Below are 25,530 nucleotides of genomic sequence, written 5' to 3'. Positions count from 1 at the left end.
TTACGAATCTCTACAAGCATAATAAATAAATTCAACTATCATTCATATTGTGAATGTATACGGAGTGAAAGCGTGGAGTATAATAATTTACCAGCCAAACGCCTGAATGACTCTGGTGGCGAAGACAAGCCGCAAATTTTTCGGACTTTACGTAATATTGATCTCAATTTACTGACTATTTTTGAGGCAGTATATGTCCATAAGGGTATCGTTAACGCTGCGAAAATTCTTAATCTCACGCCATCAGCAATAAGCCAGTCAATTCAAAAGCTACGCGCTATATTCCCCGACCCGTTATTTATCCGTAAGGGCCAGGGTGTAACGCCGACGGCTTACGCCACGCACCTCCATGAGTTCATCAGCCAGGGGCTGGAGTCGATTCTGGGCGCTCTGGATTTAACCGGAAGCTACGATAAGCAGAGAACCATCACCATCGGCTGTTCGCCTTCTGTGGGTGTACTGGTGATGCCTGCAATCTTCCAGGCCGTGAAAGAGCATGCGCCACAGCTTCTGCTTCGCAATGTGCCGCTCAATGAACCTGATATTCAGCTTGCCCAGTTCCAGACGGACCTGATTATTGAAAGCGGTAGCTTCAGTGCCAGAGCGCTGGGGCAAAATGTGCTCTATGCGGATAACCTGGTTCTGGTGTGCCGCCAGCAGCATCCCGCGCTCAGCGAGCCGTTGACCCTCGAAAACCTGCGCAACTACGACCACTCTTCTTTCATCACTGAGGGGCAGTCTAATCATGCTCTGCGCCAGCGTATCGATGAAATTTTCCCTGAGCGTCAGATCAGCTTCAGTAGTTACAATATGTTCACCACTGCATCCCTGATCGGCAGCAGCGACATGCTGTGCATCATGCCGGCACGCCTGTTTAGCCTGCTGCGGAAATGCTGGCCGCTGGAAAGCATCCCGCTAGGGCAACTGAATGCGGAATCTGTCGAGATTTCACTGCATTACAACAAACTGAGTTTACGCGATCCGGTACTGGAAAACGTCATCCGCATTATCCGTCAGGCCTTCTGACAGGTTATGCCAGCACAAGCCCCTGCGCTATGCAGGGCAAAAGGCACAAAACAACAACTATTTTACAAATTGGCGACGTGGCAGGCTGCTTTAACGACCGTTTCAATGATATACTGCCTGTCGTTCGTTCAAAAATAGTTGATAAATACAACATTCCCTTGAATTGAAACGCTTTCCTTCGATATTCGCAACTGGAACACGCACGCTATGAGTAAACCCATTGTGATGGAACGCGGTGTTAAATACCGCGATGCCGATAAAATGGCCCTTATCCCGGTTAAAAACGTGGCTACAGAGCGCGAGGCGCTGTTAAGAAAACCGGAATGGATGAAAATCAAACTTCCGGCAGACTCTTCGCGTATCCAGGGGATCAAAGCGGCGATGCGCAAAAACGGCCTCCACTCCGTCTGTGAAGAAGCCTCTTGCCCGAACCTTGCTGAATGTTTCAACCACGGTACCGCGACGTTTATGATTCTGGGTGCTATCTGTACCCGTCGCTGCCCGTTCTGCGATGTAGCTCATGGCCGTCCAGTTGCACCCGATGCTAACGAACCCCAAAAACTGGCGCAAACCATCGCTGACATGGCGCTGCGTTACGTGGTTATTACGTCCGTTGACCGTGACGATCTGCGTGATGGTGGTGCTCAGCACTTCGCTGATTGCATTACGGCCATTCGCGAGAAAAGCCCGAACATTAAAATTGAGACGCTGGTTCCAGACTTCCGCGGCCGTATGGACCGTGCGCTGGACATCCTGACCGCGACGCCACCAGATGTGTTTAACCACAACCTGGAGAACGTGCCGCGTATTTATCGCCAGGTGCGTCCGGGTGCAGATTATAACTGGTCTCTGAAGCTGCTGGAGCGTTTCAAAGAAGCGCATCCGCATATCCCGACCAAGTCAGGTCTGATGGTGGGTCTGGGTGAAACCAATGAAGAAATCATCGAGGTAATGCGCGATCTTCGCCGCCACGGTGTAACCATGCTGACCCTGGGACAGTATCTGCAGCCAAGCCGCCACCACCTGCCGGTACAGCGCTACGTGAGTCCGGACGAGTTTGATGAAATGAAAGCCGAAGCGCTGGCGATGGGCTTTACCCACGCAGCATGCGGCCCATTTGTTCGCTCCTCATACCATGCCGATATGCAGGCAAAAGGCGAAGAAGTTAAATAATGCTGTAATATTCGCTTACACTAATACAAAAAAACCGGCCTCATGAGCCGGTTTTTTTTCGCAAGCCCTCAGGCATTGCCGTCACTCTTTGTGGGAAAGCTTATCTGCCGGGACGGCATCCTCGGCGCTTTTCTTCGCAGCCGCATCATCGTCGTTCATCGCTTTCTTGAAGCCTTTAATGGCCGCGCCCAGGTCACCACCCAGCGTACGTAACTTCTTGGTACCAAACAGCAGGACGACCAGTGCGGCAACCACCAGCAGTTTGGTAATACTAATCTCACCCATAGATACCTTCTTTACTTAAAACAGGCTGCATTCAGCGCCAAAACCTGATTGTATTAACGGTCATTTAGCGCGTGCACACAATAGCAATCTGTAACAAGGTGAATCAAGCATTGTTGAAAAAAACATCACAATAATTGCGGTGGCGCAAATCGACGATTGCGAAGAACGGGTAATTGCTGACGGGCAAGCGCAATTCTGTCTAAGTTTATCTCCGCTATCAGCAAAACCGGGACTTCAGCGGCGGCGGCGATCGTCACTCCCAGCGGATCAACCACCCTGCTTTGCCCAATGTTTTTAGTACCACACTCTCCTGCGGCAACGACATAACAGGTTGTATCCAGCGCGCGCGCCGCGATCAGCGTTGACCAGTGGTGCTCTTTTGACGGTCCTTTGACCCACGCGGCAGGCAATACCAGCACGTCCGCGCCCTGTAGCGCCAGATGAAGCGCCAGCTCCGGAAAACGCAGGTCGTAGCAGGTCATCAACCCAACCTTCAACCCGTCAATCTCCAGCAGCGGTGGAATATGGTCTCCGGGGTCAACGCGCCGCGACTCCTGAATGCTGAAGGCGTCATAGAGATGCAGCTTGGCGTAACGTGCAACAATTGCCCCGCCACGAATCGCCACGAGCGTATTCACCGCACGACCCGGCGTAGAGGGAACATGCACCGTAAAAATAGTTGTCATCTCGTTGCCGACGCTCTCGGCCAGTAATTGCTGTAAAAACCCGCCGTCCAGAGGCTGTGCCGACTTCACCGACAGATCCGGGTCATTATCATCCCTTGCCAGCAGCGCTTCGGGGAGAACTAACAGCGACGCGCCCTTCTGCCGGGCCTGCATCATCAGGTTGACGCATTGGCTTGCGTTCTCATGCCAGTCAGGCGTGACCGCAAATTGCCCTACCGCTACATACATATTTGTCCCCTCATCATAATCGGCGTTAAACTCGCTACTCTAACAATCAAATAGCAGGTATTAAGCGTGTTACAACTACTTTTAGCCGTTTTTATTGGTGGGGGAACGGGTAGCGTTGCGCGATGGTTTCTAAGTATGCGGTTTAATCCCCTGCATCAGGCGATTCCAATGGGAACGCTTGCTGCAAACCTGATTGGTGCCTTTATCATTGGCATGGGCCTGGCCTGGTTTAACCGAATGACGCACATCGACCCCATGTGGAAGGTCTTGATTACAACAGGTTTCTGCGGCGGGTTAACCACCTTCTCCACGTTCTCTGCCGAAGTGGTATTTCTCTTTCAGGAAGGCCGTATCGGCTGGGCGCTGGCGAATATCGCGATTAACATGCTCGGTTCCTTTGCGATGACGGGGATCGCATTCTGGCTGTTTTCTACGGCAAGTACACATTAACGGACGGGACGTTAATGTTGGCTTAATTTTTCTCTGTCACTCTGAATGCAGTACTGAACGAGGGTGACAGAATGAAACAGAGTCTGATGAGCGCAGGAATGGTGTTGTTGAGCGTGCTGATCGTTGCCAGCTTCCTGAAAATGTATCTGCTTGGCTGATTCAAAACGAAAAAAACCCGCTCAGTGAGCGGGTTTTGAAATTCTTGCTGACGCGTCTGAATTACAGAGCGATTACGTTAGCAGCAGAAGGGCCTTTGGCACCGTTAGTGATTTCGAACTCTACACGCTGACCTTCAGCCAGAGTTTTGAAACCATTAGACTGGATTGCAGAGAAGTGTACGAACACGTCTTTGCTGCCATCTTCAGGAGTAATGAAACCGAATCCTTTGGACTCATTAAACCACTTAACGTTACCTTTAATCTTAGACATCAAAATTACCTTTACATTAAAAAACGACACAAATGCTGTGTCGGTTACCAGTACATCAATTGTGGAACCTTTTGTCCAGCGGATCTTTGATAAAAAGTGACTAAAGTCGCGTTAATTTTCACTGACAGATTTTTATCGTTTATGAATCAACGACTGCGCGTTTTTTCACCACCATGTAAAGTTTTTTCAGTTAAAACTGAAAACGCATCCAGGCGAAGTAAACGTTACCGTTGTTATAGGTACCCGGGATATAGGTCATCTGGAACGTTGCAGGGCCGTAGCCAATAGAGGCCAGCGGCAGCAGCACCGGAATCGGAATGTAGTTCCAGTTGTCACGTGCAGTGACCCCGGCGGTATAGCCCAAACCGACGTGGAAGTTCTCGTCCGCTAATGGTCGCCAGGTTTTCTCCCAGCCATAACCCCCAATCGGTTCCCATTTATTAAACGAGTCTTTAAAGGCCATCAGATAGATGCCATGCCAGTTTCCCTTTTCATCCCAGCGCGACTGGCCAAAACCCGCCCCCCAGGGACGCTCGTTGTATTTATCTGTTTTCTCTTTGTCATAAGCAAAACGCGCATGCCACGTTATCGCCGGAACATAGAGGTCATAATGTTCAGGAGCCGTCCAGGTTTGAGAAACATGATCAGTAAAGGTTGAGAACCAGCCTTTATCCGTCGCGTCGTCACCTGCCTGTGCAACAGAAGAAAACGTTAACTGCCCAAAAATAAACAACAAAATAGAGAAAAATGTATTACGTACGATCACAATGCAATTACCATTCTTAGTATTCGAGGCAAAGTTTACCATAAAGTAGTTGAATCAAAGCTTAACGACATCGGCGTTATTCCTAATTATTCGCTCTCTTTTCTGGAATATTCTTAATAAATCCGGGCAGTAAGTCTGAATACGCGCATACAAGGTGTGCCTTTTGCCGCTTTAACCTTCTTTATCAGTAACATGCCAAATTACACAAAGCATTAACAATCTGTTATCATTGTAAAGACATGTTGCGCTATTTCTGCTGGTCAAGGCTCTCATGACATAAATGTCTGGGCCATGGCAAAAACACGATTGTTCTGTTCTCTAGTCGTCTGTTTATTGATTTTAATCAGCAAGAACAGCCCATTTATTGGGCACATTTCATCCTTCTTTTTTTATTGATTTTTTGTGCTCCAGTGCAGCAAAGATACAGGGGAAATCATGCTTACGTTAATCGAACTCCTTATTGGAGTCGTCGTCATTGTCGGTGTCGCACGCTACATCATTAAAGGCTACTCGGCCACGGGCGTATTATTTGTTGGCGGGTTAACACTGCTGATTATTAGCGCAATAATGGGGCATCAGGTATTACCTGCCAGCGCAGCCAGCACCGGTTATACCGCCACTGATATTGTTGAATACATTAAAATATTGCTCATGAGCCGCGGTGGCGACCTGGGTATGATGATCATGATGCTGTGCGGTTTTGCGGCCTACATGACCCATATCGGCGCCAACGACATGGTGGTTAAGCTTGCCTCAAAACCCCTGCAGTACATCAACTCGCCGTATCTGCTGATGGTCGCTGCCTATTTCCTCGCCTGCCTGATGTCGCTGGCCGTGTCGTCCGCAACCGGACTTGGCGTGCTGCTCATGGCCACGCTGTTCCCGGTCATGGTGAACGTCGGTATCAGCCGTGGTGCGGCAGCGGCAATTTGCGCATCTCCGGCAGCCATTATTCTCTCCCCGACCTCAGGCGACGTTGTGCTGGCAGCCAAGGCTGCGGAGATGTCACTCATCGACTTCGCCTTTAAAACCACGCTGCCGATCTCGATTGTTGCTATTGTCGGGATGGGCATCGCGCATTTCTTCTGGCAGCGCTATCTCGATAAGAAAGAAAACATCAGCCATGAAATGATGGACGTGAGTGAAATCACCACAACCGCTCCCGCCTTCTACGCCATCCTGCCGTTCACGCCGATTATCGGGGTGCTGATTTTTGACGGCAAATGGGGTCCGCAGCTGCACATCATTACCATTCTGGTCATCTGTATGCTGCTGGCCGCCGTGCTGGAATTTGTGCGCGGCTTTAACACGCAAAAAGTGTTCACGGGTCTGGAAGTGGCGTATCGCGGGATGGCGGATGCCTTCGCGGGCGTGGTTATGCTGCTGGTGGCAGCTGGCGTCTTCGCTCAGGGTCTGAGCACGATTGGCTTTATCCAGAGCCTTATCTCCATTGCCACCTCGTTCGGCTCGGCCAGTATTATCCTGATGCTGGTTCTGGTGGTGCTCACTATGCTGGCGGCCATGACCACCGGTTCCGGTAATGCGCCATTCTACGCATTCGTGGAGATGATCCCAAAACTGGCCCACTCCTCCGGTATTAACCCGGCGTATCTCTCCATTCCCATGCTGCAGGCCTCAAACCTGGGTCGAACCATTTCGCCGGTATCGGGTGTAGTCGTCGCCGTTGCCGGGATGGCGAAAATATCGCCATTCGAAGTGGTAAAACGCACCTCAGTGCCTGTTCTTGTTGGGCTGATTATCGTGATTATCGCCACGGAAGTGCTGGTTCCTGGCGCAGCCTAAGCTAAATTACTGATATCCAAAAAGCGCCTGCGGGCGCTTTTTGTGCTTTAATAACCTCCAGAAATTAATCGTGTTCATTCGATCAGGAAATCATATGTTCAGGAAGGATATCGTTATCCCATCTGGCGCGATGGCGCTTGCACTCAGTGTCTTCTCCGCCCAGGCCGAACCGCTCAAGGCAACGCAGTATGGCGATTTCGATCGCTATGTTCTGGCGCTGTCATGGCAAACCGGTTTTTGTCAGAGCATGGTCGAGCGCAACCGCAATGAACCTGACGAGTGTCGCCTGCAAAAAGAGGCCGAAAACAAAGCCGATTTTCTGACCGTGCACGGATTATGGCCAGGTCTGCCGAAATCTATTGCCTCGCGCGGCGTGGATGAACGTCGGTGGATGCGCTTTGGCTGTGCCACGCGTCCCATCCCGAACATGCCGGAAGTGAAGGCCAGCCGCAAATGTGCCGCCGCCGAAACCGGACTGTCGCTCTCCGGCGCCGCAAAGCTCAACGAGGTGATGCCAGGCGCGGGGGGGAATTCCTGCCTGGAACGTTACGAATATGCCAAACATGGCGTCTGCTTTGGTTTTGATCCCGACGCCTATTTCGGCACGATGGTGCGGATGAATCAGGAAGTTAAAACCAGTGCGGTGGGTAAATTCCTCGCCAATAACTACGGAAAAACCGTCAGTCGTAGCGACTTTGACAATGCCGTTGCCAAAACCTGGGGCAAAGAGAACGTCAAAGCGTTCAAGTTAACCTGCAACGGCAATCCGGCGTATCTGACCGAGATGCAAATTTCGCTGAAGGCAGACACCATTAATAACCCACTTTCAGCGACGTCGTTTGCACCGCAGCCACATCCGGGTAACTGCGGAAAACAATTCATAATTGATAAAGCCGGTTACTGATCCGCCCCCGGTCGTACCATATCAAACCGGTTTTCATCACTGATGCCATAGTAAGCCGTCGGCCCACCCGCACGCAGGATGGGCTGCGCTTTCGCCGTCTGGTATATCCCCTCTTCCAGCAGCGTTTCGGCAATATGAATACCGACCACTTCCCCCAACACCAGCCACGTATCCACCGGCGTGCCGTCGGCTCCGGTAAGCTGAATGCACTGCGACAGGCGGCACTCAAAGTTCACCGGGCTTTCTGCGACACGGGGCGCATTAACCAGCTGGCTGGCCGCTGGCGTTAACCCGGCAAAGCTAAATTCATCCCGATCGTGGGGAAGCATTGCAGAGGTTTGATTCATGGCCTGGGCGAGGTCGCGCGTCGCCAGGTTCCAGACAAACTCTTTTGTCTCGGTGATATTACGCACGCTGTCCTTCCAGCCGTTACTGGAAAAACCGATGATCGGCGGGCGATAGTTAAAGCAGTTAAAGAAGCTATACGGTGCGAGATTCAACTGACCGGCACTATCGCATGAGGAGATCCAGCCGATCGGGCGTGGACCAATAATGGCGTTCAGCGGGTCATGCGGCAGGCCGTGTCCCTGAGACGGTTGGTAGAAATACATAGTTCTCTCTCGTTGGTGGGCAACGCCCGGGTTCAGGACGTTCAGCGTAACGCAATCCGCCTGGAATACAGACTGAATAAATTTCAGTGAAAATTCATATGGACCATGAATGTGACCTTCATCACTTCAAACTTGCGCGCTCAGCCAGTATCATCGGGAGAGTTAAACCCTCGCTGCCAGACGGCGAGGGTTTTCTTTTGGATTGGTTTCTGCGTGACACGCAGCATTAACGACATGGAGTAAAAATGTCCAGACCTACAATTATCATCAATGAGCTCGACGCAGAACGTATCGACAGGCTGCTGGAAAAAGCAGAGTTTGCTTCACTTCCGGTGGCCGACGCCCTGAATGAGGAGCTTGACCGGGCGCAGATGTGCACCCCTGAGTCAATGCCGCATGACGTGGTCACCATGAACAGCCAGGTAAAATTCCGCAACCTGACCACCGGTGAAGAGCTGACCCGCACGCTGGTTTATCCGGCACAGATGACGGACAGCAGCGAACAGCTTTCCGTTCTTGCTCCCGTGGGTGCCGCACTGCTGGGGCTGCGCACGGGCGATACCATCCACTGGGAATTGCCGGGCGGCACCTCTACCCATCTGGAAGTGCTGGCGTTGCTTTACCAGCCAGAAGCCGCGGGCGATTACCTGCGTTAACCTCTTCTGAACAAGCGCCCCCGCTTTGCACAGAGGATGCAGCCGCATCCTCTTTCCGCAAATTCACCCCATTTTCCTATATCGCGCGAAAAGGCCTTAATCCACGCTTAATCTGTTTTGGTGCCGCGGGGACGGTCATGAGTGAAATACTGGCTATCACACTCATTTTTCTGATTTTTGTGGCGATTATCGTCACGGCCGTACTCTACCTGGAACGCCACTGGTAAGCGGGCATTCTCACGCAACGCCCCCCGGAAAAGCATTGACCAGGCCTTTCACTTTTTGCTCTGCGGCCTCAGGCGTTTCTGCGCCAGGAACCAGAATGACCTTCCGGCACTCCTCCTCCCGTTTTTCAAAAATCTTATAGGCACGTTCCGCATCCGCAAGGGGGAGATAGTGGGTCACGATCTCTTCCGGCGTAAGCAGCCCTTTTTCGATAAGCGGCAGCAGCTCACCCAGCCAGGCGTGGACGTGCGTCTGGCCCATCTTAAACGTCAGCCCCTTATCAAACGCATCGCCAAACAGGAAGCCATGAATAAACCCGGCGTATACGCCAGGTACGCTGACCACCCCGCCGCGCCGAACGGCCGCAATGCACTGACGCAACGCTTTGCCGCTGCTGCCTTCAATTTTCAGATTGCTGAGGATCGTTTCCGTGGTGCTGCCTTTCGCTTCGAACCCTACCGCATCGATCACGGCATCAACGCCGCGCTGGCCAGCGGTCTGCCCGATGATTTTTTCCGCTGCATCATCGTCATCATCAAAGTTGATGGGGATCGCCCCGTAACGCGCCTCGGCAAATTGCAGCCGGTACGGGTGGTGATCGATAACAAAGATTTGCTCAGCTCCTAACAGCCGCGCGCAGGCAATGGTCAGTAGCCCCACCGGCCCGGCGCCAAACACGGCTACGCTTGAGCCTTTTTGAATCTGCGCATTTTTTGCCGCCTGCCATGCCGTAGGCAAAATGTCGGACAGGAAAAGCGCCTTATCATCAGAAAAAAGCTGCGGGACCTTAAACGGTCCAACGTTACCTTTTGGCACGCGAACGTATTCCGCCTGCCCCCCCGGCACGCCTCCGTAGAGATGGCTATAGCCAAACAGCGCGGCCGGCGCGGGGATTTGCTTTTTATTCAGCGCCGCGCCCTGTCCGGCGTTGGTGTTCTCGCAGGCCGCGTACTGCTGCAGGCGGCAAAAAAAACAGTCCCCGCAGGCGATGACAAAGGGGATCACCACCCGATCGCCTTTTTGCAAATTCTTCACCCCGGCACCGCACTCAACGATTTCTCCCATAAATTCATGGCCAAAAATGTCACCGTGCTGCACCTTCGGGATTTTTCCGCGATAGAGATGCAAATCGGAGCCGCAGATAGCGGTGGCCGTAACGCGCAGAATGATATCGTCGGGCTGTTCAATGATGGGGTCGGGGACATTCTCGACGCGAACATGGTGCGGACCGTGATACGTAAGTGCTTTCATGCGACCTCCGAAAGGTTCCAGGTAAGTGTATAAGGGTAGCTACCCCTGAAGCTCTCCCCGGGAATATGGGTCTTTTGAGATTTATCCTGGCGAGATAAGAAAACTGCCGGGGCGCTTACAGAAACCATTTGTATTTTGTGGTTGAATAAGTTCAGCGTTTATAAACAAGGAGAAACGGGTATGTATCAGAGAATCATAATGCCGGTTGATGTTTTTGAGATGGAGCTGAGCGACAAGGCCGTACGCCATGCGGAGTTCCTGGCGCAACAGGACGGCGTCATCCATCTATTGCACGTGCTGCCGGGTTCCGCCAGCCTGAGCCTTCACCGCTTTGCCGCCGACGTGCGTCGCTTCGAGGAGCATTTGCAGCACGAAGCGGAAACGCGCCTGCAAACCATGGTCAGTCATTTCAGCATCGACCCTTCGCGCATTAAAACGCACGTCAGGTTTGGCAGCGTACGCGATGCGGTAAATGAACTGGCGAACGAGCTGAAAGCAGACGTGGTGGTCATCGGTTCGCGCAACCCTTCCATTACCACGCATCTGCTGGGATCTAACGCCTCCAGCGTGATCCGCCACACCCACATACCGGTGATGGTCGTAAGATAAAAAAAGAGGCCACCTTTCGGTGGCCTCTCGCTCTTGCAGGTGTAGTCTTACTTTCTTTTATTATGCGGTTTTGGTGCGAATCAGATAGTCAAACGAACTCAGAGACGCCTTCGCACCTTCGCCGGTGGCAATGATGATCTGTTTGTACGGCACGGTGGTACAGTCGCCGGCGGCAAACACGCCCTTCACGCTGGTCTCACATTTCGCATCGATGATGATCTCGCCCATGCGGTTGCGCTCAATCGCCCCTTCCAGCCAGGTGGTGTTTGGCAGGAGGCCGATCTGCACGAAGATCCCCGAAAGCTGAACGCTGTGAACATCGCCGCTCACGCGGTCGCGGTATTCCAGACCCGTCACTTTGCTGCCGTCGCCCTTCACTTCCGTGGTCTGCGCGTTCAGTACGATGTCGACGTTTTTCAGGCTGCGTACTTTATCCTGCAGAACCTGGTCCGCTTTCATCTCCGGGGCAAATTCCAGCAGGGTAACGTGTTCAACAATACCCGCCAGGTCGATTGCCGCTTCCACGCCGGAGTTACCGCCGCCGATCACCGCCACGCGCTTGCCTTTGAATAGCGGGCCGTCGCAGTGCGGGCAGTAGGTCACGCCTTTGGTGCGATACTGATCTTCACCCGGGACGTTCATGTTGCGCCATTTCGCGCCGGTGGCAATGATAATGCTGCGTGCTTTCAGCACCGCGCCAGAGGCGGTTTCAATCTGGTGTAAACCACCCTCGACCGCTGCCGGTACCAGCCTGCTGGCGCTCTGGCTGTCGATCACGTCCACGTCGTAATCGCTGACGTGCGCCTTCAGCGCGCCGGCCAGCTTCTGGCCTTCGGTTTTCGGTACAGAGATGTAGTTTTCGATATCCACGGTATCGAGCACCTGACCGCCAAAGCGTTCGCCCATCAGGCCGGTGCGAATTCCTTTACGCGCGGAGTAAACCGCTGCCGCCGCACCCGCAGGGCCGGAACCGACAATCAGGACATCATACGCATCACGCTTGTTCAGCTCTTCTGCGGCACGTTTTTCAGCGCCGGTGTCCACTTTGGCCACGATTTCCGTCAGGGTCATACGGCCCTGGCCGAACTCTTTGCCGTTCATGTAAACAGCCGGAACGCCCATCACGTTGCGATCGGTGATTTCATTCTGGAAGGTACCACCGTCAATCGCCGTGTGCTTGATGCGCGGGTTCAGAACCGACATCAGGTTCAGCGCCTGCACTACGTCCGGGCAGTTGTGGCAGGAGAGTGAATAATAGGTTTCAAACTCGAAATCGCCGTCGATATCGCGGATCTGCTCCAGCAGCGCCTGGGCCTCTTTCGACGGATGGCCGCCGGTCCACAGCAGCGCCAGCACCAGCGAGGTAAATTCATGCCCCAGTGGAGAACCGGCAAAGCGCGGCCCCTGGTCAGAGCCTGGGTTAGTAATCAGGAAAGAAGGCTTACGAACGGCCAGCGCGTTATCTTCCTTGAACGTCACTTTCGGTGACAGTTCAGCGATCTCCGCCAGCAGTTCCTTGATCTCTGCCGATTTCGCGCTGTCGTCCAGCGTGGCAATCAACTCAACGGGTTTGGTCAGTTTCTCAAGGTAGGCCTTGAGCTGGGTTTTCATGTTTGTGTCGAGCATTGTTCTTCCCTCTCTTAAAACGTCATCATGCAAGCTGCCTTATACGGGCGGCCTGAATGCAACTTGCATCATGGTGCTGGAATGAAATGGGCGCGGGTGCGCCCATTGATTGCCGGGTGGCACTTCGTTTACCCGGCCTACGATACTGTAGGCCTGTGCAAGCGCAGCGCCGCCAGGCTTTACAGACTTAGATCTTGCCGACCAGGTCCAGAGAAGGAGCCAGCGTCGCTTCGCCTTCTTTCCATTTCGCCGGGCACACTTCGCCTGGGTGAGACGCTACGTACTGAGCGGCTTTCACTTTACGCAGCAGGTCAGATGCGTCACGGCCGATACCTTCAGCGGTAACTTCGATAGCCTGGATAATGCCCTGCGGGTCAACAACGAAGGTCGCGCGGTCTGCCAGGCCTTCATCTTCACGCATGTTGTCGAAGTTACGGGTCAGGGCGCCAGTCGGGTCACCGATCATCGCGTATTTGATTTTCGCGATGGTTTCAGAGCTGCCGTGCCATGCTTTGTGGGTGAAGTGGGTATCGGTAGACACAGAGTAAACGTCTACGCCCAGCTTCTGCAGTTCGTCGTAGTGGTCTGCCACGTCACCCAGTTCAGTCGGGCAAACGAAGGTGAAGTCAGCAGGATAGAAGAAGAACACGCTCCAGCGGCCTTCGGTATCTTTCTCAGTGACTTCAATGAACTCACCGTTTTTGAACGCCTGGTTTTTGAAAGGTTTAATTTTGGTATTAATCAAAGACATCTGTACTTCCTCCGTGTTTTCGTTGAGATGTAAGGTAACCAACTTTGCTCATCGGGGCTAATGCGTATGCTTTATCAAATCAATCAGCCAAACCTTACAACCTGAACAAGACAACGTGGTGAACTGAATAAACAAAAGCCCGAAAGTAAAAAGGCCGCCCTGGTGGGCGGCCCTGATACCTGAACTTTCCACAGGAACTTTCAGTGCCGGTAGTACTACCAGCGTTGCGTTGCGCTCTACTTACCTTTATATCAAGGTCGTAACAGCGACCCGATTACACCACCCGCAGCGTCACAGGGCAATGCAATAGAGAGGTAATCGTATCTATGGCTGCGATAGGTTTTATCGAACATTGTTGCAATCGGCGGAGAGCTCCCCCCATCGAAGAATAAAAACGAATGATAATTAAGTGGCGACATATAAATAAAAGTATTTTTACTCAAATTCAGATGACGTTTTAAAGATAAAATTATCTTAATGCCTGGTGAAGTTCTATTTCATTAATCCGCCATCATGATATATTAAGTTAGCGTGCAAATTAAATTAAGCGAATTAATCACAAGGATGGTAAATGGTTAACTTCGTTCTATAGTTATCAGTGATGTGATAACGCAATGCAACTCACTCTGGATGAAATATGGCAAATCTTTATGATCTCAAAAAATTCGACCTTAATCTGCTGGTGATTTTCGAGTGTATCTACCAGCACCTGAGCATCAGCAAAGCGGCTGAAACGCTCTATATCACACCTTCGGCAGTCAGCCAGTCGCTCCAGCGACTGCGTAATCAGCTCAACGACCCGCTGTTCATTCGTTCCGGGAAAGGGATCACACCGACCACTGTCGGGGTCAATCTGCATCATCATCTTGAGCAAAACCTGAACCAGCTTGAGCAGACCATTAACATTATGCATGGCTCAGATCTGAAGAAGAATTTTATCATCTATTGCCCTCAAGTCCTGACCACAGACAATCTCCTCAACCCTATGAAATTGTTGATGAGAGAGCATAATTACGAGATTATTCTCCATGATATGCTGCTCACCGCTGACTCGGCAGAAGATCTCCTTGCGTATCGTAAAGCAGACTTAATATTTTCTATTGCTCCGATCAACAACCGCTCGATGGTGTGTGTTCCCTATACTCAATTCGACATGATACTGGTGTGCAGCCAGGATCACCCCCGGATAAAAGATGCTGCCACCCTGGAAGAGCTTCAGAACGAGAAGTTTTCGATATTTCTCAGTGATGATACGGGGATCAGAGACTATCAATCCAGAACTGAGCAGGTCCACGCCAACCGAAACATCGGTTTCCGCTGCGACTCTTTGTTCTCCATTATTGCAATGATCAGTGCATCACATTTGCTTGGATATATTCCCAGGGTGCTTTTTGAGAAATACAGTGAGGTGCTAAGGCTTCAAAAGATTGATGCGCCCTTTTCTCTTCCTATCCTGGAAATATTCATGATTTATAATCGATCCGCGCTGAATAGCTCGATTTTTTCGAAATTCATAGGGCAAGTCTCCACCCAATAAATACTAAAGGCTGTGTTAATCACAGCCATTCACGCCGTCAAAAATATACACCGTAATTATAGATTGTAAAAACGGTACTTTTTTTTCATTTACCTGCCTTTATTTTTCACTACTATTACTCTCTTCTTGTATTGACACACCCATCCGGTATTTATTTCCAGGAGGAGCTTGCTTTTGTCAATGTACAAATATCCACTTGATAAAAACGTCCTTGAGGCCGCCACAGAGCGTATTGCCTGGGCTTTAGATAATTTGCCCAGAGTCTGCGTTTCGTTTTCTGGCGGAAAGGATTCCACCATTATGCTGCATTTAACGGCTCAACTGGCCCGGAAAAAGGACAAGAAAATACATCTGTTATTTATCGACTGGGAGGCGCAGTTCACGTTCACTATTCAGCATGTGAATAACATGAAGCAGCAATACGCCGATGTTATTGAGCAATGCTGGTGGGTGGCATTGCCGCTTACCACGCAAAATGCGCTGTCTCAGTATCAACCCGAATGGCAGTGCTGGGAGCCGGGCGTAACCTGGGTGCGCCAGCCCCCGGAAGAGGCGATTACCGATCCCGACTATTTTGCTTTCTACCAGAAAGGGATGACCTTTGAAGCCTTCGTTCGTGAATTTTCCGACTGGTTTTCCCAGAATCGCCCCGCGGCGGTTTTGGTCGGCATTCGCGCTGATGAGTCCTATAACCGCTTTCTGACTATCGCAAACGCGCGTAAACAGCGTTTTGCCGACGATAAACCCTGGACCACCACCGCGCCTGGCGGCCATGCCTGGTATATCTATCCGATCTATGACTGGAAAACGGCGGATATCTGGACGTGGTTTGCGAACACAGGCAACTGCTACAACCCGCTCTACAATCTGATGTTTCAGGCGAGGGTTCCGCCGCGTTATATGCGCATTTGTGAACCTTTTGGCCCCGAGCAGCGCCAGGGATTATGGCTCTACCATGTTGTCGAGCCGGAACGCTGGGCCGCCATGTGCGAACGGGTCAGTGGCGTACGTAGCGGTGGCGTCTACGCCGGGCAGGATAGCCACTTCTATGGCCACCGCAAAATCCTCAAGCCTGACCATCTCTGCTGGCGAGAGTACGCCATGCTGCTGCTTGACAGTATGCCGCAAAGAACCGCCGAGCATTACCGCAACAAAATCGCCATCTACCTGCACTGGTACCAAAAGCGAGGGATGGAAGATATTCCCGACACCCAGGAGGGCGACATCGGCACAAAAGATATCCCCTCCTGGCGACGTGTCTGCAAAGTCCTTCTGAATAACGACTACTGGTGCCGGGCGCTCTCGTTTAGCCCGAACAAACCCAGGCATTACAAGCGCTACAGTGAACGGATGAAATTAAAACGCCAGGAATGGGGGATCTTATGCAACAACGATTGATCAAAGAAATGGAAAGCTACCTGCAATCGCTCCCGGAAGAGGAGCGCATCAATGCCATCAACGCCTTTCGCCAGGCCATCCATGAACACAGCCCTTTTCGCGAGCAGCCTGTCGACTGCGTGCTGTGGGTCAAGCAAGAAAGCATTACCGCGAATGATTACAACCCCAACAACGTTGCGCCGCCTGAAATGCGCCTGCTCAGCACGTCGCTGGAGCTCGACGGTTTCACGCAGCCCATCGTGGTGACGGAAAATGGACTGCAGCATTACGAAATAGTGGACGGTTTTCACCGCCATGAGATCGGTAAAAACAGGGCCGCGATGAAGCGCCAGCTGAAGGGATATCAGCCGATCGCCTGCCTGCGTAAAGAGCGTCAGCAAAAACTCGACCGGATTGCAGCCACCGTTCGCCACAACCGCGCTCGCGGACGCCATCAGATCAACGCCATGTCAGAGCTGGTACGCGAGCTGGCGTTACTGGGCTGGAACGATGCGAAAATCGGCCAGGAGCTGGGAATGGACGACGACGAAGTATTACGTCTGAAGCAAATCAACGGTCTGCTGGAGCTCTTTGCAGACCGTCGTTACTCCGAAGCCTGGACGGTGAAATAATCAGAGCGCGTTAAGACGCTCTGCCGCCGCCAGCAGCGTCGATTCCTGTTTCGCAAAGCAGAGGCGAATCAGCTTATGCGGGAAGGGATCGGCGCAAAAAACGGATAGCGGGATCGCCGCAACGCCCGCCTCTTTGGTCAACCACTGGCAGAAGCTGACGTCATCCAGATCGGAAATGGCGCTGTAGTCCGCCAGCAGGAAGTAGGTCCCTTCCGAAGGCAAAATCTCCAGACGGCTTTTGCTCAGCGCAGACACGAACAGGTCCCGTCGTTCACGGTAGAAACGCGGCAGCTCGCGATAGTGCTCGGGTTCCGCACGCAGCATATCCGCCAGCGCCAGCTGGGCCGGCGTATTCACGGCAAACGTCAGGTACTGGTGCACTTTGCGCAGCTCCGCGCTAATGGCGGCCGGCGCCACGCTATAGCCCACTTTCCAGCCGGTCATATGATAGGTTTTACCAAATGACGACACGGCAATTGCGCGCTCGCGAAGCTGCGGATGGGCCAGCACGCTGGCGTGCCCTTCCTCAGCAAAGCAGATGTGCTCGTACACTTCGTCGCTCAGAACATAAATTTCACGCTCGGCAATGGCCTGCCACAACGCGGCGAAATCGGCTTTCTGCCACACCGTAGCGGACGGGTTGTGCGGCGTGTTCAGAATCACCAGACGGGTCTTATCGCTCAGCAGCGCGGTAAACGCCTGCCAGTCCGGGCGGAAATGCGGTGGCTTTAACGCCACGCGCTTCACCACGCCGCCGGAAAGTTCAACCGCAGGCGCATAGCTGTCGTAGCTCGGGTCAAAACAGATAACCTCATCGCCCGCGCGCACCAGCGCGGTGATGGCCGCATACAGTGCTTCGGTTGCCCCTGCGGTCACCGTAATGTCGGTGTTCGCATCGGGCTTATGGCCATAGAGCTCCGCCGTTTTATCTGCAATGGCTTCCCGCAGCGCCTGCACTCCGGTCATCGGCGCATACTGATTCGCCCCCTGCGCAACGTGGTACGCCAGGCGCTCCTGCAAATATGACGGTCCGTCAAAATCCGGGAACCCCTGCGAAAGATTTATCGCATTGTGCTGCTGCGCCAGGGCGCTCATCTGCGTAAAGATAGTCGTACCGAGATTCGGGAGTTTACTCTGCGGAATCAATGCGTTATTACTCATTGTGTTGTGCCTGCTTGTAATACTTATGTTGCTGCCACTATAACACGATGTTAGTCTTTGGCAATCAAGACGCTTAGACGTCTAAACAATATGAATATTCCTGGCCGAGAGGGTAAAAGGAAAATGACAGACAACCTGCAACTCACGCATCTGGTCGACGCCTGCCGCTGGATTGGCGCCAAAGGCTGGGCTCCCGCCACCGGCGGCAACATGTCGGTGCGCCAGGACGAACGCCTGTGCTGGCTCAGCGAATCCGGCAAAGACAAAGGTAGCCTGACGACAGCGGATTTTCTGCAGGTCGAGATCGCCACCAACCGTGCGCCGTCTGGCCGCACGCCCTCGGCGGAGACCGGGCTGCACACCCTCATCTATCGTCTGTTCCCGCAGGCCAACGCCGTTCTGCACGTTCACACGGTGAACGCCACGGTGCTGTCGCGCCTGGTGAAAGAGGCCGAACTGACCATCAGCGGCTTCGAGATGCAAAAATCCCTTAGCGGGCAGACCACACATCAGGCTACGGTGGCTATCCCGGTGTTTGATAACGACCAGGATATCGACGCCCTCGCCTCGCGAATCGCCCATTACGCGCGGGAACGCACGCTTAATTATGGTTTTCTTCTGCGCGGTCATGGCTTAACCTGCTGGGGACGCGATGTGGCCGAAGCCCGCCGTCATCTGGAAGGACTAGAATTCCTATTTGAATGCGAAATGCGTTTACGACAACTGGAGAGAGTATGATTCGCGCCATTGTGACGGATATTGAAGGGACCACCAGCGATATCCGTTTTGTCCACGATGTTTTGTTCCCCTACGCGCGTGAGCGGCTGGCGGCTTTCGTGACCGCCCAGCAGTACGCCGAGCCGGTCAAATCCATTCTGGGCAATCTGCGTGATGAAATTGACGCTCCGCAAGCCAGCGTCAGCGACCTTATCAATACGCTGTTCACCTTTATGGATGAAGACCGTAAGTCGACGGCGCTGAAGGCCCTTCAGGGAATTATCTGGCAGGACGGCTACGTCAACGGCGACTTTACCGGCCACCTCTACCCGGACGTGCTGCCTGCGCTTGAAAAATGGAAAGCGCAAGGCATTGATCTCTATGTTTATTCCTCTGGCTCCGTCGCCGCGCAGAAACTGTTATTTGGCTACAGCGACGAAGGTGATATTACTCATCTGTTCAGCGGCTATTTTGATACCCACATCGGCGCCAAGCGCGAGGTGCAGTCTTATCAGAACATTGCGACCCAAACGGGCATTGCCCCGTCGCAGATCCTGTTCCTGTCGGATATTCATCAGGAGCTGGACGCGGCTGAACAGGCAGGCTTTCGTACCCTGCAGCTGATTCGCGGTGATGATGACGGCGCAAGCCACCACCATCAGATCCACCAGTTTGACGAGATTAATCCGGAGCAGATCCCTTCATGAGCGCATTAACGATTTACTCTGATAAAGACGGCAGCAAGCATCAGTGGCACAGCACTAACGCGGACGAAATAGCCCAACAGCTCAACGCTAAAGGGGTGCGGTTTGAACGCTGGGCGGCCGATCGGGATTTAGGCCAGGATCCTGCGCCTGAGGTGGTGATCGAAGCCTACCAGCATGCGATCGACAAGCTGGTAGCGGAAAAAGGGTACCAGAGCTGGGACGTGATTAGCCTTCGCGCCGACAACCCGCAGAAAGACGCGCTGCGCGCGAAGTTCCTGAACGAGCACACCCACGGCGAAGATGAAGTGCGCTTCTTCGTAGAAGGCGCGGGGCTGTTCTGCCTGCACATTGGCGATGAGGTGTATCAGGTTCTGTGCGAGAAAAACGACCTGATTTCCGTGCCCGCGGGCACGCCGCACTGGTTTGATATGGGTTCAGAGCCGAACTTTACGGCGATTCGTATTTTCGACAACCCGGAAGGCTGGGTGGCGCAGTTTACCGGCGATGCGATTGCGGATGCGTATCCACGCCTGGCATAGGTGAAAGCAAAACGGCAGCTAAAGCTGCCGTTTTTAGTGTTTGCTCCCTCTCCCTGTGGGAGAGGGCTGGGGTGAGGGCATCAGGCCGCTCGAGCTTCAACGCTTCAATCCCTTCACATACCCCACCAGCTGATCCAGCACAATGCCCCACCCTTCGTGGAAGCCCATCTGCTCATGCTGCTCGCGGATGTCCTTCGTCGGATGGCGTGCAATCGCCGTGTAGCGGGTTTTGCCCTCGCCGACGTCTTCCAGCAGAAGGATCGCCGTCATAAACGGTTTCTCGGCCGGTTTCCAGCCTTCGGTATAACCGTCGGTAAAGACCAGCTTTTTACCGGGATCGATTTCAAGGAAGACGCCGCGGTTATCCATACGCTGACCGTCCACCTCAAACACGGTGTTGAACCGCCCGCCCACGCGGAGATCGAGATCGCACTCGGTCACCTTATGGGGAGCAGGAATGAAGAAGTTTTTGATGTGCTCCGGCGTGGTCCAGCACTGCCACAGCAGGTCGCGCGGGGCATCCACCACGCGCTCCAGTTTTAAGTCAGTTTCAGGATCGAGCGTCACGATATTGTCCTCTTAAGGGAAACCCTTAAAGGATAGCCGGACTCAGGCGAATTTCCCTTCCGCCACCTCTTGCGGCGTGACCACGCCCGTATCCAGTACCCAGCCGCTAATCAGCGAGGCAGGCGTAACGTCAAAGGCCGGGTTATAGACCCGTGCGTTTTCCGGCGCCCACTGCACCGCGCCAAAGCTCCCCGCCACGCCCGTGACTTCGCTGGCGGCACGCTGCTCGATGGGGATCGCGTCCCCGTTCGGGCAGGCCGGATCGAGCGTGGTATGCGGCGCGGCGACGTAGAACGGAATGCCGTGGAACTTCGCCAGCACCGCCAGCGAATAGGTGCCAATTTTATTTGCCACATCGCCGTTGGCGGCAATACGGTCTGCGCCCACCCACACGGCGTCTACCTCGCCTTTCGCCATCAGGCTGGCGGCCATGGAATCGGTGATGAGCTGATACGGCACGCCCAGCTCGCCGAGTTCCCAGGCGGTCAACCTACCGCCCTGCAGCAGCGGACGGGTTTCATCGACCCAGACGTTGCTGACGTTACCTTCCTGATGCGCACGGGCAATGACGCCAAGCGCGGTGCCGACGCCCGCGGTTGCCAGCCCGCCGGTATTGCAGTGGGTCAGCAGACGGCTGCCGGGTTTGACCAGCGCGCTACCGGCTTTCGCAATCGCGTCGCAGAGCTGTTTATCTTCTTCAACCAGGCGCAGCGCCTCAGCCACCAGCGCCGGCACAAAGTCTTCCTGCCACAGCGCCTGCTTCATGCGGTCAAGGTTGTTCATCAGGTTCACGGCCGTGGGGCGCGACGCGCGGAGGGTATTCAGCGCCACGGTCAGCTCGTCGCGGCTTTTGCCGCTTTCCGACAGCAGCGCCAGCAGCAGGCTTGCAGAGAGACCAATCAGCGGCGCGCCGCGCACCCGCAGGGCGTGAATATGCCCCACCAGCGCCTCTACCGTAGAGGAGTCCAGCCAGCGTTTATCCTGCGGAAGGGCCTGCTGGTCGAGAATAAAGAGCTGATTATCCGTCACCCGCAGGCTGGTCGTCTGTAATGTCTGCATGTCGTTAATTCCCTGTTGCGTTGTTGTAGCACATTGTGTCAGGATGAAATCCAGATGTATAGACGTCTACATGTCTTTATTAGCAAACCCGTGAGGAACAGGCCATGTCGCAATACCGTACCTTTACCGCCCAGGACGCCGTGGAGTATGCAAAGCAGTTCGGCGGCCTTGACGATCCTTCATCGCTGGTAGAGGCGCAGGAGGTGGGCGACGGTAACCTCAATCTGGTGTTTAAAATATTCGACAGCACGCGCGTGAGCCGCATTATCGTCAAGCAGGCGCTGCCCTACGTGCGCTGCGTCGGTGAGTCCTGGCCGTTAACGCTGGATCGCGCCCGCCTGGAGGCACAAACCCTGGTCGAGCACTACCGGCACAGCCCGCAGCACACCGTGAAAATTCACCACTTTGACCCGGAACTGGCGGTAATGGTGATGGAAGACCTCTCCAGCCATCGCATCTGGCGCGGCGAGCTGATTAAAAATAATCACTACCCGCAGGCCGCGCGCCAGCTGGGGGAATACCTCGCGCACGCGCTGTTCCACACCAGCGATTTCTCCCTGCACCCGCACGAGAAAAAAGCGCAGGTGGCGAAATTCATTAACCCGGAGATGTGCGAGATCACCGAAGATCTGTTCTTTAACGATCCGTACCAGATCCACGAGCGCAACAGCTACCCGGCCGAGCTGGAAAATGACGTAGCGGCCCTGCGCGACGACGCCCAGCTTAAGATTGCCGTGGCCTCCCTGAAGCATCGCTTCTTCTCGCACGCCGAAGCGCTCCTGCACGGCGATATTCACAGCGGGTCGATCTTCGTGGCGGACGGCAGCCTGAAGGCCATCGACGCCGAGTTTGGCTACTTCGGCCCGATTGGCTTTGACCTGGGCACCGCCATCGGCAACCTGCTGCTCAATTTCTGCGGCCTGCCGGGGCATCTGGGCATTCGCGATGCCGCTGCCGCACGCGAGCAGCGCCTGACCGATATTCAGGAACTGTGGAACACCTTTGCGGAACGCTTCCAGGCGCTGGCAAACGAGAAAACGCGCGATGCGGCGCTCAGCGCACCGGGCTATGCCTCCGCGTTTCTGAAAAAGGTCTGGCACGATGCCATTGGCTTCTGCGGCACCGAACTGATTCGCCGAAGCGTGGGGCTTTCTCACGTGGCGGATATCGATACCATTGCGGATGACGCCATGCGCCACGAATGCCTGCGCCACGCCATTACGCTCGGCAAGGCGCTGATTGTCATTGCCGACCGTATCGACAGCGCGGAAGAGCTGGTGGCAAGGGTGCGCCAGTACAGCTGATTTTCTCCCTCTCCCCGTGGGAGAGGGCCGGGGTGAGGGCATCAAACCGCACTCACCCCAGATACTCAATCACCGACAGCCCGCCGTTATAGTCCGTGCTGTAAATAATCCCCTGCGCATCCACAAACACGTCGCACGACTGGATCACCTGCGGGCGATTGGGCCGCGTGTCCATCATTCTCTCCGGCGCGGCGGGCACCAGTGCGCCGGTTTCCACCGGGCGATACGGATTGGAAATGTCGTACGCGCGCACGCCCGCGTTCTGATAGGTAGCAAAAATCAGCGTTGAGCTGACGAAGCTCCCCGGCCGGTTCTCGTGCAGGTTGTGCGGGCCGAAATGCGCCCCTTTCGCCACGTAGTCGGTTTCATCCGGCTGCGGGAAGGTAGAAATGCTCACCGGGTTCGCCGGCTCGCGGATATCAAACAGCCAGATCAGCTTTTCGCCGTCCTCCTGGTTATCCAGCACCGCCTCGTCGAGCACCACCAGCAAATCGCGATCCGGCAGCGGTAGCGCGGTGTGCGTCCCGCCGCCAAACGGCGGGCTCCAGTTGCGATGGCTAATCAGCGTCGGCTGCGCGCGGTCCTTCACGTCCAGCAGCGTCAGCCCGCCGTCGCGCCAGCTGCCGTAGGCGGTATCCCCGGCGATAATCGCATGGTGCAGCGCGTAGCGTTTGCCTTCCGGCCAGCCCGGCTGCTCGCCTTCGGCCTGGTTCATGCCCGGCAGCCACCAGCGTCCCGCCACTTCGGGCTTACGCGGGTCCGCAAGATCGATGGTCAGGAAGATGTAGTCGGTAAAACCGTCGATCAGCGCCGAGACGTACGCCCAGCGCCCGCCGACGTACCAGATGCGGTGAATGCCGATGCCGCTCAGCGACAGAAAGCCGATTTCACGCGGCCTGTCCGGGGTGGAGATATCAAAGACGCGCAGCCCGGCGCTCCAGCCTTTTTCCTGCACGTCGCTGACGGTCTCGCCCACCTGCCGTGTGTAGTAGACCTTCTCGTCGGCAAAACGCGCATCGGCAAACAGATCCCGGGCGTTGATCACCAGCAGCAGATCGTCATGCGCCTGAAGGTGCACGTTCCAGGTGCCGGGCGGCGCGGGCACATAGCCCGCGGGTTTCGGATTCTTCGGGTCGCGCACGTCCACAATGGAAAAGCCCTGCGACACCATATGGCCGATATAGGCAAAACCACGATGCACCATCAGCTGCACGCCGTCAGGGCGACCGCCCTGGTCGCTATGGCCAATCAGCCGCATATTGCGGCTGTATTCTGGAGGGGGTACTTGCGTCACCGTTAGCTCCTGTTGGTTTTCCCCCTCTCCCTGTGGGAGAGGGCCGGGGTGAGGGCATCAGGCCACACCTGACGCTACCCGGCTTGGTTTTATTTATTTTTCGCTTCCAGCGTCGCAAACCACGGGGCGATAAAATCTTCCGTCTGGCCCCAGCCCGGAATAATTTTACCCAGCGACGCCACGTTCACCGCCCCCGGCTGGGCGGTCAGCAGCGCCTGTGGAATGGCTGCCGCTTTGAAATCGTACGTCGCAGGCGTCGCTTCCCCGGCAATCTTGTTCGCCACCAGACGCACGTTGGTCGCACCAATCAGCTTCGGATCCACCGCCACGCTCACCTTCCACGAACTGCCCGGTTCGCGCATCAGCTGCAGATCCTGGTTGGAGATGTCGATGCTGTAGAGCTTGATCTCGGTGCGGCCGTTCTCTTTCAGCGCCTTATACGCGCCCTGGCTGAAGGCGTCCCACGTGCCCCAGATGGCGTCAATTTTGCCTTTCGGGTATTTCGCCAGGATCGCGCCCACCTTGTTGGCGGTGTCGCCCTGCACGTCAGAGGAGACGGCACCGATAGACTCCAGCTCTTTGATGTCCGGATACTGCTTTTGCAACTCTTTATACGCCGCCTGACGACGCTCCATCGGCGGGAAGCCCGCCACCCACAGCTTGACGATATTGGCCTTGCCGTTGAAATCTTTCGCCAGCTGGCCGAAGGAGAGATTCGTCAGGGAGGCATCGTCCTGCTGGGTCACGGTCACGCCCGGGATCTCGCCGTTCACGGCGGTATCAAATACCGAGACTTTGATCCCGGCATCCACCGCTTTCTTCACCAGCGCGGTGGAGTACGGATCGCGCCCCTGGGAGAGAATAATCCCGTCATATTTCTGGCTGATCGCCTGGTTCACGAAGTCCTGGAATTTGGCATCGTCCCCGTTGCTTAAAAAGGTGCTGACCTTAAAGCCGAGCTTCTTCCCTTCCTGAATTGCCCCGGCAATAAACTGCGTGGTGTTGTCGTCTGAGCCAAGGTTACGGATCACCGCGATGCGGATCGGGCCGTCATGGTTCGCAATGGCAGCCGGAAGCGGCGCGGGCGTAGCCGCGAAGCCTGGCAGAGCCGTGAGCAGTCCAAGCGCCACTAAAGAGAGTGCAATCTTTTTCATTTT

General features: G+C 54.5%; 28 protein-coding genes. 15 read left to right on the top strand and 13 right to left on the bottom strand.

Going from position 1 to position 25,530, the window contains the following annotated elements:
• Window positions 1-72: 72 nt before the first annotated feature.
• Both M2433_RS06610 and lipA read left to right on the top strand, forming a co-directional pair.
• Window positions 73-1,026, top strand: a complete 954-nt coding sequence (locus M2433_RS06610) for a YbeF family transcriptional regulator (protein ID WP_429053413.1) — start codon at window positions 73-75, stop codon at window positions 1,024-1,026.
• Window positions 1,027-1,233: 207 nt separating this feature from the next.
• Window positions 1,234-2,199, top strand: a complete 966-nt coding sequence (lipA, locus tag M2433_RS06605; RefSeq protein WP_047347107.1) for a lipoyl synthase — start codon at window positions 1,234-1,236, stop codon at window positions 2,197-2,199.
• Between the two features lie 81 nt (window positions 2,200-2,280).
• On the opposite strand, the gene tatE is transcribed toward lipA, so the two are convergent.
• Window positions 2,281-2,484, bottom strand: coding sequence for a twin-arginine translocase subunit TatE (gene tatE, locus M2433_RS06600; protein WP_045402135.1), 204 nt, complete (start codon window positions 2,482-2,484; stop codon window positions 2,281-2,283).
• A 125-nt stretch (window positions 2,485-2,609) separates the two neighbouring features.
• Window positions 2,610-3,398, bottom strand: coding sequence for a deaminated glutathione amidase (locus M2433_RS06595; RefSeq protein ID WP_429053414.1), 789 nt, complete (start codon window positions 3,396-3,398; stop codon window positions 2,610-2,612).
• 66 nt (window positions 3,399-3,464) lie between these two features.
• Between M2433_RS06595 and crcB the strand changes: the two genes are divergently transcribed.
• Window positions 3,465-3,848 carry a fluoride efflux transporter CrcB gene (crcB, locus tag M2433_RS06590; RefSeq protein WP_429053416.1) on the top strand — a complete coding sequence of 128 codons (384 nt, stop codon included), beginning with the start codon at window positions 3,465-3,467 and terminating at the stop codon, window positions 3,846-3,848.
• Between the two features lie 219 nt (window positions 3,849-4,067).
• On the opposite strand, the gene cspE is transcribed toward crcB, so the two are convergent.
• The gene (gene cspE, locus M2433_RS06585) at window positions 4,068-4,277 is read right to left on the bottom strand and encodes a transcription antiterminator/RNA stability regulator CspE (protein ID WP_002439184.1); all 210 of its coding nucleotides are present in this window, start codon (window positions 4,275-4,277) and stop codon (window positions 4,068-4,070) included.
• 190 nt (window positions 4,278-4,467) lie between these two features.
• Window positions 4,468-5,085, bottom strand: a complete 618-nt coding sequence (gene pagP / locus M2433_RS06580; protein ID WP_429053417.1) for a lipid IV(A) palmitoyltransferase PagP — start codon at window positions 5,083-5,085, stop codon at window positions 4,468-4,470.
• A gap of 393 nt (window positions 5,086-5,478) precedes the next feature.
• Here pagP and dcuC point away from each other — a divergent pair, with 393 nt between their 5' ends.
• Both dcuC and rna read left to right on the top strand, forming a co-directional pair.
• Window positions 5,479-6,846: an anaerobic C4-dicarboxylate transporter DcuC gene (dcuC, locus tag M2433_RS06575; RefSeq protein WP_429053418.1), complete on the top strand. Its 1,368-nt coding sequence runs from the start codon at window positions 5,479-5,481 to the stop codon at window positions 6,844-6,846.
• A 94-nt stretch (window positions 6,847-6,940) separates the two neighbouring features.
• Complete coding sequence (gene rna, locus M2433_RS06570) at window positions 6,941-7,750, top strand: ribonuclease I (protein WP_429053420.1); 810 nt, start codon at window positions 6,941-6,943, stop codon at window positions 7,748-7,750.
• On the opposite strand, the gene M2433_RS06565 is transcribed toward rna, so the two are convergent.
• Window positions 7,744-8,361, bottom strand: a complete 618-nt coding sequence (locus tag M2433_RS06565; protein ID WP_429053421.1) for a flavin reductase family protein — start codon at window positions 8,359-8,361, stop codon at window positions 7,744-7,746. The two genes, rna and M2433_RS06565, sit on opposite strands and share 7 nt — an antisense overlap.
• A gap of 245 nt (window positions 8,362-8,606) precedes the next feature.
• Between M2433_RS06565 and rnk the strand changes: the two genes are divergently transcribed.
• Together rnk and yldA are read left to right on the top strand one after the other, a co-directional pair.
• Window positions 8,607-9,017: a nucleoside diphosphate kinase regulator gene (gene rnk, locus M2433_RS06560; RefSeq protein WP_429053422.1), complete on the top strand. Its 411-nt coding sequence runs from the start codon at window positions 8,607-8,609 to the stop codon at window positions 9,015-9,017.
• A gap of 137 nt (window positions 9,018-9,154) precedes the next feature.
• The gene (yldA, locus tag M2433_RS06555) at window positions 9,155-9,244 is read left to right on the top strand and encodes a small membrane protein YldA (RefSeq protein ID WP_278184542.1); all 90 of its coding nucleotides are present in this window, start codon (window positions 9,155-9,157) and stop codon (window positions 9,242-9,244) included.
• A 10-nt stretch (window positions 9,245-9,254) separates the two neighbouring features.
• Here the strand turns inward: yldA and M2433_RS06550 are convergent, their stop codons facing one another.
• Window positions 9,255-10,493 carry a zinc-dependent alcohol dehydrogenase gene (locus M2433_RS06550; protein ID WP_429053424.1) on the bottom strand — a complete coding sequence of 413 codons (1,239 nt, stop codon included), beginning with the start codon at window positions 10,491-10,493 and terminating at the stop codon, window positions 9,255-9,257.
• A gap of 180 nt (window positions 10,494-10,673) precedes the next feature.
• On the opposite strand from M2433_RS06550, the gene uspG reads away from it, so the two are divergent.
• A complete protein-coding gene (uspG, locus tag M2433_RS06545) occupies window positions 10,674-11,102 on the top strand; it encodes a universal stress protein UspG (protein WP_023310731.1) in 429 nt (142 codons plus the stop codon).
• Between the two features lie 60 nt (window positions 11,103-11,162).
• Here the strand turns inward: uspG and ahpF are convergent, their stop codons facing one another.
• Both ahpF and ahpC read right to left on the bottom strand, forming a co-directional pair.
• A complete protein-coding gene (gene ahpF, locus M2433_RS06540; protein ID WP_059310808.1) occupies window positions 11,163-12,728 on the bottom strand; it encodes an alkyl hydroperoxide reductase subunit F in 1,566 nt (521 codons plus the stop codon).
• Between the two features lie 187 nt (window positions 12,729-12,915).
• Window positions 12,916-13,479 carry an alkyl hydroperoxide reductase subunit C gene (ahpC, locus tag M2433_RS06535; protein ID WP_032638815.1) on the bottom strand — a complete coding sequence of 188 codons (564 nt, stop codon included), beginning with the start codon at window positions 13,477-13,479 and terminating at the stop codon, window positions 12,916-12,918.
• A 637-nt stretch (window positions 13,480-14,116) separates the two neighbouring features.
• Between ahpC and citR the strand changes: the two genes are divergently transcribed.
• The 3 genes from citR (at window position 14,117) to M2433_RS06520 (ending at window position 17,025) form a co-directional block, all read left to right on the top strand.
• Entirely contained in the window at window positions 14,117-15,016 is a 900-nt protein-coding gene (citR, locus tag M2433_RS06530; RefSeq protein ID WP_429053428.1) for a DNA-binding transcriptional repressor CitR, read from the top strand.
• Between the two features lie 174 nt (window positions 15,017-15,190).
• Complete coding sequence (locus M2433_RS06525) at window positions 15,191-16,414, top strand: phosphoadenosine phosphosulfate reductase (protein ID WP_429053429.1); 1,224 nt, start codon at window positions 15,191-15,193, stop codon at window positions 16,412-16,414.
• Window positions 16,387-17,025 carry an IbrB-like domain-containing protein gene (locus M2433_RS06520; protein WP_429053431.1) on the top strand — a complete coding sequence of 213 codons (639 nt, stop codon included), beginning with the start codon at window positions 16,387-16,389 and terminating at the stop codon, window positions 17,023-17,025. Before M2433_RS06525 ends, M2433_RS06520 begins: the two co-directional genes overlap by 28 nt.
• Here the strand turns inward: M2433_RS06520 and M2433_RS06515 are convergent, their stop codons facing one another.
• On the bottom strand, window positions 17,026-18,186 hold the full coding sequence (locus M2433_RS06515; protein WP_429053433.1) for a pyridoxal phosphate-dependent aminotransferase: 1,161 nt from the start codon (window positions 18,184-18,186) through the stop codon (window positions 17,026-17,028).
• Between the two features lie 123 nt (window positions 18,187-18,309).
• Between M2433_RS06515 and M2433_RS06510 the strand changes: the two genes are divergently transcribed.
• Genes M2433_RS06510 through M2433_RS06500 form a run of 3 tightly spaced genes read left to right on the top strand, consistent with a single transcriptional unit; the run spans window position 18,310 to window position 20,149 of the window.
• On the top strand, window positions 18,310-18,924 hold the full coding sequence (locus tag M2433_RS06510) for a methylthioribulose 1-phosphate dehydratase (RefSeq protein WP_429053435.1): 615 nt from the start codon (window positions 18,310-18,312) through the stop codon (window positions 18,922-18,924).
• On the top strand, window positions 18,921-19,610 hold the full coding sequence (mtnC, locus tag M2433_RS06505) for an acireductone synthase (protein WP_429053437.1): 690 nt from the start codon (window positions 18,921-18,923) through the stop codon (window positions 19,608-19,610). The genes M2433_RS06510 and mtnC overlap by 4 nt, the downstream gene beginning before the upstream one ends.
• On the top strand, window positions 19,607-20,149 hold the full coding sequence (locus M2433_RS06500; RefSeq protein WP_429053439.1) for a 1,2-dihydroxy-3-keto-5-methylthiopentene dioxygenase: 543 nt from the start codon (window positions 19,607-19,609) through the stop codon (window positions 20,147-20,149). The genes mtnC and M2433_RS06500 overlap by 4 nt, the downstream gene beginning before the upstream one ends.
• Before the next feature lie 96 nt (window positions 20,150-20,245).
• Here the strand turns inward: M2433_RS06500 and M2433_RS06495 are convergent, their stop codons facing one another.
• Both M2433_RS06495 and mtnA read right to left on the bottom strand, forming a co-directional pair.
• Window positions 20,246-20,716 carry an SRPBCC family protein gene (locus M2433_RS06495; RefSeq protein WP_429053441.1) on the bottom strand — a complete coding sequence of 157 codons (471 nt, stop codon included), beginning with the start codon at window positions 20,714-20,716 and terminating at the stop codon, window positions 20,246-20,248.
• 42 nt (window positions 20,717-20,758) lie between these two features.
• The gene (gene mtnA, locus M2433_RS06490; protein WP_429053443.1) at window positions 20,759-21,775 is read right to left on the bottom strand and encodes an S-methyl-5-thioribose-1-phosphate isomerase; all 1,017 of its coding nucleotides are present in this window, start codon (window positions 21,773-21,775) and stop codon (window positions 20,759-20,761) included.
• A gap of 104 nt (window positions 21,776-21,879) precedes the next feature.
• Between mtnA and mtnK the strand changes: the two genes are divergently transcribed.
• Window positions 21,880-23,079, top strand: coding sequence for an S-methyl-5-thioribose kinase (gene mtnK / locus M2433_RS06485; protein WP_429053445.1), 1,200 nt, complete (start codon window positions 21,880-21,882; stop codon window positions 23,077-23,079).
• Between the two features lie 52 nt (window positions 23,080-23,131).
• Here mtnK and M2433_RS06480 read toward each other — a convergent pair whose 3' ends face one another.
• The gene (locus M2433_RS06480) at window positions 23,132-24,373 is read right to left on the bottom strand and encodes an LVIVD repeat-containing protein (protein WP_429053447.1); all 1,242 of its coding nucleotides are present in this window, start codon (window positions 24,371-24,373) and stop codon (window positions 23,132-23,134) included.
• Between the two features lie 89 nt (window positions 24,374-24,462).
• Window positions 24,463-25,527 carry a sugar ABC transporter substrate-binding protein gene (locus M2433_RS06475; RefSeq protein WP_429053449.1) on the bottom strand — a complete coding sequence of 355 codons (1,065 nt, stop codon included), beginning with the start codon at window positions 25,525-25,527 and terminating at the stop codon, window positions 24,463-24,465.
• Window positions 25,528-25,530: the final 3 nt, after the last annotated feature.

It is taken from the genome of Enterobacter sp. AC1, assembly GCF_050434705.1.
Classification (GTDB): domain Bacteria; phylum Pseudomonadota; class Gammaproteobacteria; order Enterobacterales; family Enterobacteriaceae; genus Enterobacter; species Enterobacter cloacae_L.
This window is presented reverse-complemented; position numbering and strand designations above follow the sequence as displayed.